This window comes from Bacteroides sp. L008 (assembly GCF_040812255.1).
Lineage (GTDB): Bacteria > Bacteroidota > Bacteroidia > Bacteroidales > Bacteroidaceae > Bacteroides > Bacteroides vicugnae.
Window position 1 is genome coordinate 2,338,260 of record NZ_JBFNXO010000001.1, and the last position, 17,325, is coordinate 2,355,584.

The following is a 17,325-nucleotide window of genomic DNA, read 5'->3' on the forward strand; positions in this document are numbered from 1 at the left end:
TCGTAGAGAATTTCCTCTTTTTCGTTTCTGTATTCCTTATTCCTTTCGATTTGTTTATTCCTCCCCCTTCGAAATAAAATGGTTTCAGCCGGAGTCAGAAAGTTTTTAGAGATATAACCCCAATAAGAAATAAAAGAAATATCACCAAATCCGATTTATTATCAAATAAAGGGAGTACCTTTACCCGACTAATTAAGTAAAAATGGAAATAACTGATTTAAAACAAATGACAAAGGAGGAAGTTTTTAATTTTATCAGACAACGCCTTTCTTTCAATGATGAATTGCTCGAGCAGTTCAGACATGTAAAAAAGGACGATCTCGCAAAAGAACATCGTAGATTCGAAATGTCCGGAAACGAATCAAAAACAGGCTGGTGCACAGTTTTCAATACTGCTATTCTAAATGAGTTTGCCGATCTGGGTATCTATAACTATACTTCTTACCTTTTTCTCGACTTCCACAATGGCACTCCAACCATTTATCTCAAATACTTTCTTGAGGACGAAAATCTGGAATATACATTTAACGGATATACCACAACAGAAATCATATTTGAAATTTTAGAACTGACTATCTTCTCCGGAAAGCCGGAAAGAAAACGGAACTAAAACGAAATAAAAAAACAGTTGTACAGAAATATAATGTTTCTGGCGGTTAGTGAACTGTACTCCTAAAGTTTTGTATCCAACTTTAAGAGTGCAGTTCATGATTAAACTGTCGGAAACTTTTCATCATTATCACCATATTCCTTATCTATATATCATATCTACCCTATCAATATACCATATTTCCTGTAATCAATCCCGCTTTTCCATCTAATTCCGAAAAAAACATATATCTTTGTCATACGCTTTCTACCCATCAGCGTGATGAAAAAGCAAAAGCGTTTTTTATTTCCTAACGGAGTAAATAACGTATTGTCTCCCAAATCGAAACTTAGCAAATTTCATGCACCGGGAGATGATACAACAGATACTCCACGTAGATGATCGTATATCAACATATCGATTAAAGATGTTATATATATATATTGATTAGCATAGGTGTCTGTTGTTTATCATTATCTGGTGCACGGTATGCTAAGACCTCGATTTAGATAATAGTATAACAGCACTCACGTTTTTATTGTATCCGGTCGGTTTCAACAATCCTTATACCCCAAACCAATTCTCCCCCCCGACCGAAATCACAAAAATCGTGGGTGTTCGTTGCACCTCTCCGGACAATACGTTATTTACTCCTTTTTCTTATAACACATTAAAACAAAAGCGATATGCCAGAATGGATTAGTGTAGAAAAAGCAGTGATTAAGTATCACATCGAAAAAGAAGCGATCCTGCTTTGGGTGGAAATGGGACAATTCCCTATGTTATACATAGACAATGTTCCGAACGTTGACGAAGAATGTATTCTGGAACTCTTTCGCCGAAGTAAAGCCGGTATTACAACAGAATATATTGATACGCTGGAACAACTGTGTATAGACAAAACGATGGTCTGCGAGAAATACGCCCACATTATTCAATTGAAAGAAAAGGAAATTCAGTTGCAAAAGGAAATAAATACGTTGATAAACGAGATACAAGCAGCAATGAAAAGACAAAACGAACGAATCCGGGATTTGAAAAAAGCGATTGGAGAGAATAACAACGTTATACGTAGTAACAGTTGGATAAAAAGGCTGTGCAAAAGGTTCCAATAGTGAATAATTGTCAGTGCACCTGCTAATGATGAATCAAAACGCCAATATGTTAATATGCCAATTACCATGTGGGACACAGCGTAAACAATTAGCATATTGACACATTATTACACGGTTTTCACCACAGAGGACACGGAGGACACAGAGGTTATAATAATCTCTGAATTAGAACTCTGAAAACTCTGTGTCCTCCGTGTCCTCTGTGGTGAAATAGTTCATTTAATTCAAATTCGTACGGTTTCGTTATGAATAATGCAATAACCTTCAAAAGAGTTGGATGAGAATTTTACCTTAGAAACGGTAAAGTTCCCGTTTTTTTGTGTTCCATATAATGGTTAAGAGGCAGAATATGAAAAGATAGGAATGTTGAACATAAATAAACGGGAGTTGTTTTAGTATATTATTCGCTATTTATCAACGCAAAACCTCTAAACATCAACGTGGTATATGAAAAAGAAAATTGGATTCGTCCTGGCGGCTGCGGCTGCAATCTTGCTTGCTGGCTGCGGACAGAAAAAAGAAACGACAACGACAACTGCCCGTCCCGTAAAGACTACGATTGTCGAGTCAAGATCGATTATCAGAAAAGATTTCTCGGGAATCGTGGAAGCGGTGGAATATGTGAAGCTGGCTTTCCGGGTCAACGGACAAATCATCCAGCTTCCTGTCATCGAAGGACAGAAAGTGAAAAAGGGACAACTCATAGCAGCTATCGACCCCAGAGACATCGCGTTGCAATATGCTGCTACAAAATCAGCATACGAAACGGCTTCCGCACAAGTGGAACGTAACAAACGGCTCCTCTCCCGACAAGCGATCTCCGTACAGGAATATGAAATCAGCCTCGCCAACTTCCAAAAGGCGAAGTCTGAATACGAACTGTCTGCCAACAATATGCGCGACACTAAACTGACCGCTCCTTTCGACGGTTCTATCGAAAAACGACTGGTAGAAAACTATCAGCGTGTCAACTCCGGTGAAGGTATCGTTCAGCTTGTCAACACGCACAATCTGCGTATCAAATTCACCATTCCGGATGCTTATCTTTATTTGTTGCGCGCCAAAGATCCGCGTTTCCTTGTTGAGTTTGATACCTTCAAAGGACACGTGTTTCAAGCGAAACTGGAAGAATATCTGGATATTTCGACCGATGGCACAGGTATCCCGGTCAGTATCACGATTGACGACCCGTCATTCGACCGTGATCTTTATGCAGTGAAACCCGGTTTCACGTGTGGCATCCGTTTCACAGCAGATGTAGGTCCGTTGGTGCAGGATAGCTGGACGATTGTACCACTTAGTGCCGTATTCGGTGAAAGTGAAGGGAATAAAATGTATGTCTGGGTGATAGAAGACAACAAAGTCCACAAACGGGAAGTGACCGTCAACGCCCCGACCGGAGAAGCACAGGCGCTCATCTCGGAAGGTTTGAAACCCGGTGAAAAAATCGTCATTGCAGGCGTACACCAACTAGTGGAAGGAGAATCTATAATAGGTGATAGGTGATAAATGATAGTGGGCTGTGCCATAGGGTACTGCTAATTGGAATCGGCTAGTAATCATTTTTTTTACCGATCACTTACCAACTATCATTTATCAATTGTCAACTATCATTTAATCCCAACTATCATTTATCAACTATCAACTATCATTTATTATGAGTTTAGCTAGATATTCATTAGATAATACGAAAATCATCTATTTCTTTCTTGCCGTGCTGCTGATTGGGGGAATCACTTCCTTTGGCAAGCTGGGTAAGAAAGAGGATGCTCCTTTCGTGATAAAGTCGGCGGTTATCATGACCCGTTATCCGGGTGCCGAACCGGCTGAAGTGGAGCGGTTGATTACCGAGCCCATCTCCCGCGAGATTCAAAGTATGAGCGGTGTGTACAAGATTAAATCAGAATCTATGTACGGACTTTCAAAAATCACATTCGAATTACAACCTTCCTTGTCAGCAAGCTCCATTCCACAGAAGTGGGACGAGTTACGACGGAAGGTGCTCAACATACAGCCACAGTTGCCGAGCGGTGCTTCCGCACCAACTGTTTCCGATGATTTCGGTGACGTGTTCGGCATCTATTACGGTCTGACGGCGGACGACGGTTACACATACGAAGAGATGCGCAACTGGGCGGAACGGATCAAGACACAGGTAGTGACGGCAGACGGAGTGATGAAAGTGGCTTTGTTCGGAACGCAGACAGAAGTGGTTAATATTTTCATTTCTACTAATAAGCTCGTAGGTATGGGCATCGACCCGAAACAGCTTGCCAGTCTGCTGCAATCGCAGAATCAGATTATCAATACCGGAGAAATCCGTGCCGGCGAGCAACAACTCCGGGTGACTGCCAACGGCATGTACACCACTGTAGACGATATTCGCAACCAAGTAATTACCACAAAGGCCGGACAGGTGAAACTCGGTGATATCGCCGTTATCGAAAAAGGATACATGGATCCCCCATCCAACATTATGCACGTGAACGGCAAACGTGCCATCGGCATCGGTGTCTCCACCGACCCGCAACGGGATGTGGTGCAAACGGGTAAGAATGTGAAAGCCAAGCTGGACGAATTGCTGCCACTGATGCCTGTGGGATTGGAGCTACAAAGTCTATATCTGGAAAACGAGATAGCCAATGAAGCCAACAACGGATTTATCATCAATCTGATCGAATCTATTCTGATTGTGATTGTGATTATCATGTTGGTGATGGGCTTGCGTGCAGGTATGCTGATCGGTTCGTCACTTATTTTCTCCATTGGAGGTACATTGCTTATCATGTCTTTCTTCGGTGTCGGGCTGAACCGTACTTCGTTGGCGGGATTTATCATCGCCATGGGTATGCTGGTGGACAACGCCATTGTGGTGACGGATAACGCACAGATTGCCATTGCCCGTGGAGTAGACCGGCGGAAAGCACTAATAGATGGTGCAACGGGGCCGCAATGGGGATTGCTCGGGGCTACTTTTATCGCTATCTGTTCGTTCCTTCCGCTCTACCTTGCTCCTTCTGCCGTAGCGGAAATTGTGAAACCGCTTTTTGTGGTACTTGCCATCTCGTTGGGATTGAGCTGGGTACTTGCACTGACGCAGACCACCGTTTTTGGTAATTTCATCCTGAAAGCGAAAGCAAAAGATGGTGCCAAAGACCCGTATGATAAACCGTTTTATCACAAATTCGCTTCTATCCTCCGTACACTGATTCGTAGGAAAACGTTGACACTGGGTTCGATGGTAGTGCTTTTCGTTGCTTCGCTGATTATCATGGGGACGATGCCGCAAAACTTCTTCCCTTCTTTGGACAAGCCCTATTTCCGGGCAGACGTGTTCTATCCCGACGGATATAGCATCAACGATGTGGTGAAAGAGATGAAATCGGTGGAAGAGCATCTGGCAAAGCAGCCGGAAGTGAAAAAAGTGTCGATCACCTTCGGCAGCACGCCGTTAAGGTATTACCTCGCTTCCACTTCCGTAGGACCGAAACCGAATTTTGCCAATGTGTTGATTGAATTAACAGACAGTAAATATACAAAAGAGTATGAGGAAGATTTCGACGCATATATGAAGGCGAATTATCCGAATGCGATTACGCGTACAAGTCTGTTCAAGCTGTCGCCCGCGGTGGATGCCGCTATCGAAATCGGGTTTATAGGACCGGATGTAGACACACTTGTGGCACTCACCAATCAGGCATTGGAGATTATGCACCGGAATCCGGATTTAATCAACATACGCAATTCGTGGGGAAACAAGATTCCTGTGTGGAAACCGATATATAGTCCCGAACGGGCACAGCCATTAGGGGTGTCCCGTCAGGGCATGGCACAGAGTATCCAGATCGGAACTACGGGTATGACGCTCGGAGAATACCGGCAGGGGGATCAGGTGTTGCCTATCTTATTGAAGGACAACACGGTGGATTCATTCCGCATCAATGACTTGCGCACGTTGCCTGTGTTTGGCACAGGGAATGAGACAACCAGCCTGGAACAGGTGGTATCGGAATTTGATTTCCAGTACCGTTTCTCGAACGTGAAAGATTACAACCGGCAAATGGTGATGATGGCACAGTGCGATCCGCGTCGCGGGGTAAATGCGATTGCTGCTTTCAATGAGGTTTGGCCGCTGGTACAGAAAGAAATAAAAGTGCCGGAGGGATATACAATGAAATATTTCGGGGAGCAGGAAAGTCAGGTGGAATCTAATGAGGCGCTGGCCAAGAACTTGCCGTTGACGTTCTTCCTGATGTTTGTCACTCTGTTGTTCTTGTTCAGGACGTACCGTAAACCGACAGTGATTCTGTTGATGCTGCCGCTTATCTTTATCGGTATCGTGTTAGGATTGGTGTTACTCGGCAAGTCGTTCGACTTCTTCTCTATTTTGGGGTTGCTCGGACTGATTGGTATGAATATCAAAAACGCGATTGTGCTTGTAGAGCAGATTGACCTAGAGGCAAAGACAGGCAAAAAACCGTTGGATGCTGTTGTCAGTGCCACGACCAGCCGTATTATTCCTGTAGCAATGGCGTCCGGTACTACTATTCTGGGTATGTTACCATTGTTGTTCGATGCAATGTTTGGCGGTATGGCGGCTACGATTATGGGAGGTTTGTTGGTGGCTTCGGCGCTGACATTGTTTGTTCTTCCGGTAGCTTATTGTGCCATTCAGAGAATCAAAGGCTAATTGCCTATTCTTATATGAAACTTGAATTTATTGTTTAGATTGAATAAAATGAAAACTCAACTTATAACTCTGTCTCTATTGTTCCTCGGCCTCACGGCCGGGGCACAACAGCCTTATCTTAGCCGGGAAGCCTACCGGGATAAGGTGGAAGCTTACAGCCAAATACTGAAGCAACAGAAACTAAAGACAATGGCAAGTACGGAAGCACGGAAAATTGCTCATACCGGTTTCTTACCTAAAATCGATGTCAATGCGGACGGTACGCTTAACATGAGCGACCTTAGTGCATGGAACGAGCCATTGGGCGAATACCGCAATCATACTTATCAAGGAGTATTTATCGTTTCGCAACCGTTGTATACAGGAGGTGCGCTCAACGCCCAGCACAAGATTGCCAAAGCGGATGAAAAGCTGAATCAGCTGAACGAGGAGCTTACCATCGACCAGATTCATTATCAAAGTGATGCGGTTTACTGGAATGCTTCTGCCTCACAAGCTATGTTGCAAGCAGCGGATAAGTATCAAAGCATCGTGAAACAGCAGTATGACATCATACAGGATCGTTTCAGCGACGGGATGATTAGCCGCACGGATTTATTAATGATTTCCACCCGGTTAAAAGAAGCGGAACTGCAATATATCAAGGCTCGCCAGAACTATACGCTAGCCCTGCAAAAGCTGAATATCTTAATGGGAGAAGAACCAAATAGTCCTGTAGACAGTCTTTATACGATTGACAAGGCTTCTGCCCCGGTACAGATACTTTCTTTAGAGAATGTGTTGCAACGCCGTGCGGATTTTGAAAGTACGGAAGTGAACATCATGAAGAGTGAGGCACAGCGCAAAGCAGCTCTTAGTCAGTTCAACCCGCAACTGAATATGTATTTCAGTGGCGGATGGGCTACGGCTACGCCTAATCTCGGATATGATGTATCTTTCAATCCCATCGTCGGCATTAATATCAATATCCCGATTTTCCGGTGGGGAGCCCGGTTCAAAACGAACCGCCAGCAAAAAGCGTACATCGGAATACAGAAACTGCAACAGAGTTATGTGACGGACAATATCAACGAGGAACTTTCTGCCGCACTGACCAAACTGACGGAAACGGAATATCAAGTGAAAACTGCCACCGAGACTATGAATCTGGCCAATGAAAATCTCGACCTGGTTTCGTTCTCTTACAATGAGGGAAAAGCGAATATGGTAGATGTGTTGTCGGCACAACTATCATGGACACAAGCACACACAAATCTGATTAATGCGTATCTGTCGGAAAAGATGGCGGTAGCGGAATACAGAAAAGTGATTAGTGAATAAAAGAAGAATCTGAAATCTGCATTCATAAAGCAGTATATAATAAAAAATCCGGAAAATGGGCAATACCCATATCTCCGGATTATTGTATATAAGGTCAGCTATATTGACTACGCAAGGAAGGAAATTAACACACCCGCGGCTACGGCAGAACCGATTACGCCGGAGATGTTGCTTGCCATGCAGTATTGCAATACGTGATTCTTCGGATCGTACTTCAAAGCTATTTCATTGGCTACGCGGCTTGCCATCGGAACAGCACTCAAACCGGTTGCACCGATAAGCGGATTGATTTTCTTCTTCGAGAAAAGATTCACTAGTTTCACAAAGAAAATACCACCGGTTATAGAAAGTGCAAATGCAAGGAATCCACCGATCACGATACCGATTGTTGTCCAGTTGAGGAATGCTTCGGCAGTCATTGTTGCCCCTACAGACAATCCGAGGAAGATAGTAGCTGCATTCATGATACTATTGGAAGCAGCATCGAACAAACGGAATGTATTGGTTCCGATCTCTTTCACCAGGTTACCGAACATCAGCATTCCGATCAATGGCACAGCACTTGGCACGAAGAGGGCCACAACGGTAGTTACCACAATCGGGAAGATAATCTTCAATACACGCAGATTCTTGATTTCCGTCTTTGAGGGATACATCTTTTCTTGCTCTTTCATGTTAATACTCAACTCTTTCTTCGTACAGAACAGCTTCACTACCAGCGGAATAATCACCGGAACGAGTGCCATGTATGAGTAAGCTGCAATGGCAATAGGACCCAGCAAATGCGGAGCAAGTTTGATGGTGGTAAAGATAGCCGTCGGCCCATCCGCACCACCGATAATTCCCAGAGAGGCAGCTTCTTTCGGAGTGAATCCCATCAGGATAGCCACCAACAGCACGGTAAAGATACCCAACTGTGCGGCTGCACCGAAAATAGAAAGACGCAGGTTACGCAACATCGGTCCGAAGTCCGTCAACGCACCGACACCCATGAAGATGATCGGAGGCAGGAAACCTGTCTTAATCAGCATATAGTAAATAAAGTTCATGATGCCGAGTTCGTGGGCAATGTCATGCAGAGGCATTTCCCAGATGTTCTTCATCACTCCGTTCACCATAATCATACCATTCTCATCAGCCTGAATCACACCCATATCTCCTCCGGGGAAGTTGGCAAGCAACACACCGAAAGCGATAGGCACAAGCAACAACGGTTCATACTGTTTCTTAATTCCGAGATAGAGCAGGATGAACGCGATGGCATACATTATCAGGAACTGCGGTTCGGCAATGATATTGCTGAACGCAGTCATGTCATATAAGTTCTCAAATATTTCGTTCATTATCCTATCCTCATTAATACATCATCTTCTGAAACAGCATCTCCCGGGTTGGCACAGATAGCAGTCACTGTGCCGCCAAATTCAGCGCGAATCGCATTGTAGGTTTTCATCGCTTCTACATAGCAGATTACGTCTCCTTCTTTCACCGTGTCGCCTACTTGCAAAGCAGTTTCTTGTGCATTTTTCACCAAGAAGAACTTGCCTTCCAACGGAGAAACCACCTCTTTGCCTTCGCCTGCCGGAGCAGCGGCAGCACTCGCAGGAGTAGCAGGAAGCTCGGTATCACCATAAGCTACAGTGACACGATAAGCCTGTCCGTCTACCTGTACGGTCAGTGTCTTCGGTTTGACATCTTCTTCCGGTGATTTATCTTTTTCGGCACGGCGTTTTGCCACGTCTTCGAGGAAGTCTTCTTTAGCTTTGCCACTCTTGTAGGCTTCGTATTGAGCCGGGTGCATCGCATATTCGAAGAGTTCTTCGTCGTCCTGTCCGGCTTCCCATTTGTTCTCTTTCATCAGTTTGCGATATTTATCAAGAGCATCCGGATAGTTGTTCTGTGGATCGCCTTCGAAGAACTTGCGGCCTTCACGTTCCGCCTTTTCAATGATTTCCGGAGCAAGTTTGCCCGGCAAACGTCCGGCTTTACCCAGAATCATGTCCCAAATGTCATCGGCAATCATTCCCCAACGGTCTTTCCCTTTTTCCATCGCCATCACGTTCATCATGGCAAGGTTCTTCACATATTGACTGAACGGAGTCACCAATGGAGGATAACCGACACGAGGCCATACGTAAGCCACTTCGTCAAACAGCTTGATGAGAAGCTGATCTTGTGTCATAAACGGCAGATTGTGTTTTGCCTTATATTTATTGATAGATTCCAGATTGGATTCGAGGTCGGCCATCAGACTACCCATCATACCGCCGGGAAGTCCGGGAGCAATCAGCAAGGAGTTCATCAGGCGGTTTTTCGGGCTGATATACAGGCCGAGAAAGTCGTCCATAAATTCCTGAATCATGCCACGCACTTTCATGTAGGCTTCCATATTAATTTCAGGCACTTGATATCCGGCATCTTTCAGCATGGCTTGTACACTAAGCAAATCAGCATGACCAGTTCCCCATGAGAGTGGTTCCATACCCACATCGATGTAATCGCAACCTGCTTCGCATACTTCGAGGATGCTTGCCATATTGAATCCGGGACCTGCATGGCTATGATACTGAACAGGGATTTCAGGATGTGCTGCCTTGATATTGGCTACAATCTTACCTAATGATACGGGACGGCCGATACCTGCCATATCTTTGATACAGATTTCGTCTGCACCCAGTTTGATGAGTTCCAGTGCCATATTGGTATAGTACTCTACCGTATGAATAGGCGAATGAGTGATACAAAGCGAGCATTGTGAAATCATGCCTGCTTCCTTTGCGTATGTGATGGAAGGAGCGATATTACGCACATCGTTCAATCCGCAGAACGTACGGGTAATGTCTGTTCCTTGTGCTTTCTTTACTTTGTAGAATAATTTGCGGACGTCTGCCGGAACGGGGCTCATACGGAGTCCGTTCAGTGCGCGGTCGAGCATATGGGTTTGAATACCGGCTTCATGGAACGGTTTTGTCCATTCGCGCACGGCTGTATTCGGGTTTTCACCAAACAATAAATTTACCTGTTCAAAACCTCCGCCGTTTGTTTCTACACGGGCGAAACAACCCATTTCAATGATGGCCGGAGCTACCTTTACGAGTTGGTCTACACGAGGTACGTATTTTCCGGCTGATTGCCACATATCTCGGAAAACCAAGCTAAACTTTACTTCTCTTTTCATGTCTTTCAGTGATATTCTTTATAGATTTATAATTTTTCTACTTTAGTGATTTTTCCTTTACCCTGTGTCACTACATTCACAGCAGCAGTAATGGCTGCTAAAATATTTCCCGGAACAGGTGTAGGACCTCGCGGTGCTTCCCGCTTCACAGGAACCACTTCTTCGGGGGCGTACTTGTTGACCAATGTAATCAACAACTTACCTAAATAAATCACAATCAGCAGAATAACAAACACGGTAGCCATTCCGACCACCATCAGCAGGATCGCTGTTTCGATATTTTCCATATAATAAACTATTAGTAATTTAAGTTGTTCGTCTAAAAAGCGTTCGAAAATACCAAATTTTTATTATAAAATAAATTAAGAAAGGAATATAATGTATAAAACTGTCATTTCTCTGATTGATAATCAGGGTATTTATGAGCAGAAACTTATTACAAAAAAATGTGAGAGAAAGCCCCTCAACTTTCTCTCACACTCTGATAAAACAATTATTAAATAAAAATACTCAATGATAAACCGGTTTAGCCCTCATCTGGTTTCATACCCTCTTCTTAACCTATTAAATTACCAGATAAAACCGGTCTTGTTAAACCTCTCATGCACCATCACGGCTTTCATTCTTTTAATTAGCGTAGCAGTCTAGTTGAAAAACCCTTTTAAGCCAACTTGTTTGATCGGGAAAAACAAGCCTTCTAAAGCTCATATAACCCTGGTGAGGGAACCATTTCTGACCTACGTCTCCAGCAGGAATTTTTCATCTGCCCACTGTCTATTGTTTGCTTTGAGCCCTAGTTTGTTTTCTTTTCGAAATATTGTTTGTTCTGAATTTAGCTTGTTATTCACTACAAGGCTTTCTATTGTTTGTTTTGAGCTCCGGCCTTTATTCCTAATAAGGAAGATGGCCGGATAATTCCTTCTACAACATTTAATCTTCTAATTAATTCTACCGTTTTTTTCAAACATCATTAAATAGCTCTTATATTAGAAAGAGAAGCATCCGTTTGTTTTTTACCAAGAAAAAATGAAGAAAATTTGAAGAAAAACAAAAAAGCCTCTCCTGACTATCCAGAAGAGGCTTTTTTTATTGCAAAATAATTTCTTTCCCTCGAATTTGATAACTGACTCCACACGAGCCGAAGACTTTTTCCAGTGTGGCGTTCAGGTCTTTCGTCAAAACCGTCCCGTTGTAGGTCAATCCCTCGCACTTCTCGTGCCCGACGACTGTTACCTTAAATATATGTTCAATATCTGCCACTACATTTATCAGCGGATCGTCTTCATACCCCAACACCTCGGGGAACTCCGATTCTTCTGCCTTTTTCTCTACCGGCACAATCTTGTTCTCATCGCAATGCACGCTTTCTCCGGCAAGCAATGTACGCTTACCTACAGCAGTCTCGACTTTCACGCTTCCTTCCTCACAGTTGACGGTCATCTTCTTTCCCTGCTGATCGATGAGGAATTTCGTTCCCAGTACGGTCACGTCGCCGGCTTCTGTACGGACGGTGAATGTCTTGCCTTTGGTTACATTAAAAGAGGCTTTACCCAACAGTTGCAATTTGCGCTCCCAAAGCCATGTGATATGATTGTAAGTCAGGCGGGAATTTTCCATCACCTGCACAGTGCTGCCATCTGGAAATTCATAGTTCATAGCCGTATTATCAGTCACCACCTTTTCTTCTGCCAGGAAGTAACCGCCTATCCCCAAAAGAAGGACAACTGCCGCTGCCGCTCCCCATGAAAAAGAGAAACTTCTTCCCGTACCTTGCTTTCTTCTCCGGCTTAAGGCGATCTTATGGCTCTCCTCACGTTGCAACTTCAGCTTATCACCTATTTCTTTTTTACGAGAAAAGATTTCGCCAACCAGAGGAAGTTTTCCTTCTTCTAAGTATTTATCTAAAGATTCTGTCCACTTTTCCATATCTCACACCTCAATTAAAAATCCACAAATTAGCTGCTACCAACAACAAGAAAGATTTGCTCATACGCTCCCGCAAACTGGAGATAGCCATATGAGTAGTATTGTAAACCGTACGTGAAGTGAGTCCCATCACCTGGGCTATTTCTTCCGGACTCATCTTCTTATAGTACTTAAGATACAATACCTCCCGCTGTTGCTTTGTCAAATTGTTCAGCTCTTTCTGCAAAACTTCTAGCTGTTCTTTTTCTAACTCTGAACGGATAATAGCAGTTTCAATATCAATCTCCAGATCAAACTGATATTCATTTGTGCCTACTTCATCCAGTGATTTTAATGAGCCACTATTCTCCTTTTTCAGTTCGTTCACTATCATGTGTCTCAACGAAACACATAAGTAAGCGGGTATGGATTGAGGAGCCGCGCAAGTTTCTCTTTTCTCAAAGATGTAAACAAACAACGACTGTATCGCCTCGGTTACCAGAGTCTCATCACCGGCTATCTTCATGCCATATCCATACAGTAAATCTGCATATTGCTCATAAAGCTGCCGGAATGCCTCTTCATCCCCTTGCTGAATTTTATCCCAGGATAGTGTCTTCATTTCTATTCACTCATTTATATGAGATATGTTTTTCCTTTTTTTACCTGATTTTTTAGTTAAAATCAACGGAATATGTTTTAAAACTCACTTGTAAAGTGGAATTTGATGTGTTTAAAGTCCATCTGCGCCATCTGAAGTACATAACCGGAGTCTGCCAGGAACACATCGCGCCCTTCTCTATCCTTTGCCATATACTGGTATTTACGTTTCTTGAAGGCTTCCAGTTCTGCGGGATCATCGCTTTCTACCCAACAGGCTTTATAAAGACTTACCGGTTCCCAGCGACAGGACGCATTGTATTCATTCAACAAACGGTACTGAATGACCTCAAACTGCAACTGTCCCACCGTACCGATAATCTTACGGCCATTGAACTGATTGACAAACAACTGTGCCACACCTTCATCCATCAACTGATCGATACCTTTCGCCAACTGTTTCTGCTTCATCGGATCGGCATTTTCAATATACTTGAACATCTCCGGCGAGAAGCTCGGCAATCCGCGGAAATGAAGCATTTCACCTTCTGTCAGCGTATCGCCAATCTTAAAGGTACCATTATCCGGCAGACCGATAATATCTCCTGCATAGGCTTCGTCAATCGTTGTTTTACGCTGTGCCATAAATTGGGTGGGCGATGAAAAACGCATGGTCTTTCCATGACGAACGTGCACATAGGGAGCATTGCGGACAAACTTGCCGGAGCAAATCTTACAGAATGCCACACAAGAACGGTGATTGGGATCAATATTGGCTGTGATCTTAAAGATGAATCCGGTGAATTTCGGTTCGTCGGGATTCACTTCACGCTCTTCTGCCTGTACGGGACGAGGACTGGGAGCTATCTCCACGAAACAGTTCAGCAACTCTTGCACACCGAAGTTGTTCAACGCTGATCCGAAGAATACAGGTGCACAATCTCCTGCGAGATAGGATTCCGAATCAAATTCGGGATAAACACCTTCGATCAGTTCCAGATCACCACGCAGCTTGTCTGCCAATGGCTTGCCAATCTGCTGATCCAGTTCTTCCGTATGAATATCGACTGCCACTTTTTCCGTTACCATCTGTTTGGATGGCTGGTACAAGTCCAGTTTCTGTTCGTAGATGTTGTATACTCCTTTGAAACGTGCTCCCTGCTCTATCGGCCAAGACAAGGGACGAACCTGAATCATCAGTTCTTCTTCGAGTTCATCGAGCAAGTCGAACGGATCTTTTCCTTCACGGTCCATTTTGTTGACGAAGATTATTACCGGAGTCTTTCTCATGCGGCATACCTCCATCAGTTTACGCGTCTGCGTTTCCACCCCCTTCGCACCGTCTACAACGATGATAACACTGTCTACAGCAGTCAGTGTGCGGTATGTATCTTCAGCAAAGTCCTGGTGACCCGGAGTATCGAGAATGTTGATTTTATAATCCCGATAGTCGAACTCCATCACGGAAGTCGTTACCGAAATACCACGTTGTTTCTCGATTTCCATCCAGTCGGACGTAGCCGTCTTCTTTATCTTATTACTCTTTACAGCACCTGCTACCTGTATCTGACCACCGAAAAGCAATAGCTTTTCCGTCAATGATGTCTTACCGGCATCCGGATGCGCAATAATGGCGAACGTTCGCCGTCTCAAAATTTCTGTATTATCTGCCATAGTTATTAAATTGAGAATTGAAAATTGGAAATTAAAAAATGATACTCAAAGTGGTTTCTTTTTTATTTCTCAACTCTCAATTTTTAATTTCCAATTTCTCCAGGCATCGTTGGAGACTTTCCTCCCAATGGGGGATTTCGATGCCAAATGTTGTTTTTATTTTTGTTTTATCAAGTACAGAGTATGCCGGACGGTTGGCCTTTGCAGGATATTCGGCTGTATGCAGAGGTTTCACTTTGCAGGAGGTTATTCCTGCCAAGCGATGAATAGCCACTGTGAAATCATACCAGGAACAAACGCCTTCATTGCTGAAATGGTAGATGCCGCGGACTATACCTTTATTTATAATGGTATAGATGGCACGTGCCAGGTCATTAGCATAAGTCGGGGTTCCGATCTGGTCGAAAACAACTCCCAGACTGTCACGCTCTTTTCCAAGACGGATCATTGTCTTCACAAAATTATTGCCGAAAGTGGAATAAAGCCATGCAGTACGGATTACGACTGCTTTCTCGCAATAATTCATCACGTCATATTCTCCTTCCAGTTTGGTGGTGCCGTATACGGAGTCCGGACAAGGGTCGCAATCCTCCGTATACGGAGTGTGTGCAGTACCGTCAAAGACATAATCGGTAGATACCTGTATCATGGCGGCTCCGTTGAATTGTGCCGCACTTGCCAATTGTTTCGGTGCTTCGCAATTCAATTGATAGGCTAGTTCCGAATTATCTTCCGCTTTATCTACGGCCGTATATGCGGCACAGTTCACGACAAGCTCAATCCGCTTCTCTGCGATATAAGCCCAAACGGCTTGCTTGTCACAGATGTTAAGCTCCTCTACATCCGTGAAATAATACGTATGTTGCGGGTTCTCTTTTGCAAGCACCTGCATCTCATTGCCAAGCTGACCGTTGGCACCCGTTACCAAAATTCTCATTTATTCATCCAGTTTTAATTCACCTTTACGGTCTTTATCATAATAGTTTGCCAACATAGAAAGGAAACTAGTGATAGCTTCCACTGCCTTAGCAGTACCTTCACTGATAGGCTTTTTTTGAAGACGAAGCAGGAGCACTCCATACAACGCCTCAAAACAGGTCTCCAATTCGGGCTCGTCTTTCTTGCCGTTTTTATTCCGTAATTCTACTATAAACGGCAATGCCTTGAAATAGGCGGCACTGTAAAAAGGAAATTTAGGAGAAGAAGCCAATGCGTTATGCAATTCTGTCAGATTGATAATCACATTCTTATTAATCTGCAAATGACCTTTTTCCCGTACTCCTTCCTCACTCATCATCGTAATCAGGTTGGTATACCATTCTCTCATGGCAGGCTGCTGATCTGCCGGATAACGGGCAATTATATTTACCTCCATCTCTTCCGGTTCACAATGATTGGCGCGGATCAAGTCTTCCTCTTGCCACATATATATAAGGTACTCGGCAATATTCTTCTCTTTCAGTTGTTGTGCTATCTGATTCATAAGTTATCTCTTAATAAAGTGATTCTCCCAACAAAGTAAAAATCAGTCCGGCAAGGGATACCAGCATTACAATACTTCCTACAACACGATTCAGTATCCAGATACCACGCAAGTTGAATTTAGTGCGCACTTTGTTCACAAAGTAAGTAATCCCCAACCACCAGGTCAATGCCCCTATAGCAATAGCAACATATCCTGTAATCTCTTCGAACACCAGAACCCCCGGCTGCACAAAGGCAAAACGGGCGAAAAGTCCGATAAACAGAAAGATTATCAAGGGATTGGAGAGAGTGACGAAAAATGCGGTAATAAAGTTATGGAAATAAGAACCTTTGCTGGAGGAAGCCGGACGAATGGACTGCACCGGGTTGCTACGAAAGGTATATATACCAAAAAGGAGTAGCATGATGCTCCCCAATAATTGCAGATAGAAAATATTCTTATTAATATAATCGAACACAAAGCTCATCCCGTAGCCGGTGAGCAAAGCGTATGCTATATCGCTCAAAGAGGCTCCCAGACCTGTTACAAATCCATACCAACGCCCCTTATTCAAAGTCCTCTGGATGCATAATACGCCCACCGGACCGAGGGGTGCGGACACAACAACGCCAATAATAAAGCCTTTCACTAATATATCGAATATTGTCTCTATCTGAATCATGTCGCAAATATCGCACTTTTTTGTGATATGGGGATAGTATATTAACGTTTTTTCCACACAAGAATCACTATATATAGCGATAATAAGTAAAACGTACATCGAAAATA

General features: G+C 43.7%; 14 protein-coding genes. 5 read left to right on the forward strand and 9 right to left on the reverse strand.

Going from position 1 to position 17,325, the window contains the following annotated elements:
• The first annotated feature begins 202 nt into the window (after positions 1-202).
• The 5 genes from AB3G73_RS09565 to AB3G73_RS09585 all read left to right on the forward strand — a co-directional run bounded on the left by AB3G73_RS09565 (position 203) and on the right by AB3G73_RS09585 (position 7,714).
• On the forward strand, positions 203-610 hold the full coding sequence (locus tag AB3G73_RS09565; protein WP_148364681.1) for a hypothetical protein: 408 nt from the start codon (positions 203-205) through the stop codon (positions 608-610).
• Between the two features lie 665 nt (positions 611-1,275).
• Positions 1,276-1,704, forward strand: coding sequence for a hypothetical protein (locus tag AB3G73_RS09570; protein WP_195650591.1), 429 nt, complete (start codon positions 1,276-1,278; stop codon positions 1,702-1,704).
• 447 nt (positions 1,705-2,151) lie between these two features.
• On the forward strand, positions 2,152-3,210 hold the full coding sequence (locus AB3G73_RS09575; RefSeq protein WP_367744653.1) for an efflux RND transporter periplasmic adaptor subunit: 1,059 nt from the start codon (positions 2,152-2,154) through the stop codon (positions 3,208-3,210).
• Positions 3,211-3,361: 151 nt separating this feature from the next.
• Positions 3,362-6,394, forward strand: coding sequence for an efflux RND transporter permease subunit (locus tag AB3G73_RS09580; RefSeq protein ID WP_320979707.1), 3,033 nt, complete (start codon positions 3,362-3,364; stop codon positions 6,392-6,394).
• A gap of 48 nt (positions 6,395-6,442) precedes the next feature.
• Positions 6,443-7,714, forward strand: coding sequence for a TolC family protein (locus AB3G73_RS09585; protein WP_167511752.1), 1,272 nt, complete (start codon positions 6,443-6,445; stop codon positions 7,712-7,714).
• Positions 7,715-7,821: 107 nt separating this feature from the next.
• Here the strand turns inward: AB3G73_RS09585 and AB3G73_RS09590 are convergent, their stop codons facing one another.
• The 9 genes from AB3G73_RS09590 to AB3G73_RS09630 all read right to left on the reverse strand — a co-directional run bounded on the left by AB3G73_RS09590 (position 7,822) and on the right by AB3G73_RS09630 (position 17,218).
• On the reverse strand, positions 7,822-9,057 hold the full coding sequence (locus AB3G73_RS09590; protein WP_148364676.1) for a sodium ion-translocating decarboxylase subunit beta: 1,236 nt from the start codon (positions 9,055-9,057) through the stop codon (positions 7,822-7,824).
• Complete coding sequence (locus AB3G73_RS09595; protein ID WP_217721190.1) at positions 9,057-10,892, reverse strand: biotin/lipoyl-containing protein; 1,836 nt, start codon at positions 10,890-10,892, stop codon at positions 9,057-9,059. Before AB3G73_RS09595 ends, AB3G73_RS09590 begins: the two co-directional genes overlap by 1 nt.
• A gap of 26 nt (positions 10,893-10,918) precedes the next feature.
• The gene (locus AB3G73_RS09600) at positions 10,919-11,179 is read right to left on the reverse strand and encodes an OadG family protein (RefSeq protein ID WP_148364674.1); all 261 of its coding nucleotides are present in this window, start codon (positions 11,177-11,179) and stop codon (positions 10,919-10,921) included.
• Between the two features lie 799 nt (positions 11,180-11,978).
• Positions 11,979-12,818 carry a FecR family protein gene (locus tag AB3G73_RS09605; protein WP_258981419.1) on the reverse strand — a complete coding sequence of 280 codons (840 nt, stop codon included), beginning with the start codon at positions 12,816-12,818 and terminating at the stop codon, positions 11,979-11,981.
• Between the two features lie 10 nt (positions 12,819-12,828).
• Positions 12,829-13,419, reverse strand: a complete 591-nt coding sequence (locus AB3G73_RS09610) for an RNA polymerase sigma factor (protein ID WP_008999793.1) — start codon at positions 13,417-13,419, stop codon at positions 12,829-12,831.
• A gap of 77 nt (positions 13,420-13,496) precedes the next feature.
• Positions 13,497-15,071, reverse strand: coding sequence for a peptide chain release factor 3 (locus AB3G73_RS09615; RefSeq protein WP_008025990.1), 1,575 nt, complete (start codon positions 15,069-15,071; stop codon positions 13,497-13,499).
• 76 nt (positions 15,072-15,147) lie between these two features.
• Complete coding sequence (rfbD, locus tag AB3G73_RS09620) at positions 15,148-16,008, reverse strand: dTDP-4-dehydrorhamnose reductase (protein WP_004300950.1); 861 nt, start codon at positions 16,006-16,008, stop codon at positions 15,148-15,150.
• Positions 16,009-16,554 (reverse strand): DUF4924 family protein, encoded by a 546-nt coding sequence (locus tag AB3G73_RS09625; protein WP_008774797.1) that lies wholly within the window; start codon positions 16,552-16,554, stop codon positions 16,009-16,011.
• A 10-nt stretch (positions 16,555-16,564) separates the two neighbouring features.
• Positions 16,565-17,218 carry a LysE family translocator gene (locus AB3G73_RS09630; RefSeq protein WP_008774798.1) on the reverse strand — a complete coding sequence of 218 codons (654 nt, stop codon included), beginning with the start codon at positions 17,216-17,218 and terminating at the stop codon, positions 16,565-16,567.
• Between the last annotated feature and the right edge of the window lie 107 nt (positions 17,219-17,325).

Bases quoted from the DNA above. Each gene is read 5' to 3' on its own strand.
- AB3G73_RS09565 (WP_148364681.1), top strand. From the start codon at position 203: ATGGAAATAACTGATTTAAAACAAATGACAAAGGAGGAAGTTTTTAAT.
- AB3G73_RS09570 (WP_195650591.1), top strand. From the start codon at position 1,276: ATGCCAGAATGGATTAGTGTAGAAAAAGCAGTGATTAAGTATCACATC.
- AB3G73_RS09575 (WP_367744653.1), top strand. From the start codon at position 2,152: ATGAAAAAGAAAATTGGATTCGTCCTGGCGGCTGCGGCTGCAATCTTG.
- AB3G73_RS09580 (WP_320979707.1), top strand. From the start codon at position 3,362: ATGAGTTTAGCTAGATATTCATTAGATAATACGAAAATCATCTATTTC.
- AB3G73_RS09585 (WP_167511752.1), top strand. From the start codon at position 6,443: ATGAAAACTCAACTTATAACTCTGTCTCTATTGTTCCTCGGCCTCACG.
- AB3G73_RS09590 (WP_148364676.1), bottom strand. From the start codon at position 9,057: ATGAACGAAATATTTGAGAACTTATATGACATGACTGCGTTCAGCAAT.
- AB3G73_RS09595 (WP_217721190.1), bottom strand. From the start codon at position 10,892: ATGAAAAGAGAAGTAAAGTTTAGCTTGGTTTTCCGAGATATGTGGCAA.
- AB3G73_RS09600 (WP_148364674.1), bottom strand. From the start codon at position 11,179: ATGGAAAATATCGAAACAGCGATCCTGCTGATGGTGGTCGGAATGGCT.
- AB3G73_RS09605 (WP_258981419.1), bottom strand. From the start codon at position 12,818: ATGGAAAAGTGGACAGAATCTTTAGATAAATACTTAGAAGAAGGAAAA.
- AB3G73_RS09610 (WP_008999793.1), bottom strand. From the start codon at position 13,419: ATGAAGACACTATCCTGGGATAAAATTCAGCAAGGGGATGAAGAGGCA.
- AB3G73_RS09615 (WP_008025990.1), bottom strand. From the start codon at position 15,071: ATGGCAGATAATACAGAAATTTTGAGACGGCGAACGTTCGCCATTATT.
- rfbD (WP_004300950.1), bottom strand. From the start codon at position 16,008: ATGAGAATTTTGGTAACGGGTGCCAACGGTCAGCTTGGCAATGAGATG.
- AB3G73_RS09625 (WP_008774797.1), bottom strand. From the start codon at position 16,554: ATGAATCAGATAGCACAACAACTGAAAGAGAAGAATATTGCCGAGTAC.
- AB3G73_RS09630 (WP_008774798.1), bottom strand. From the start codon at position 17,218: ATGATTCAGATAGAGACAATATTCGATATATTAGTGAAAGGCTTTATT.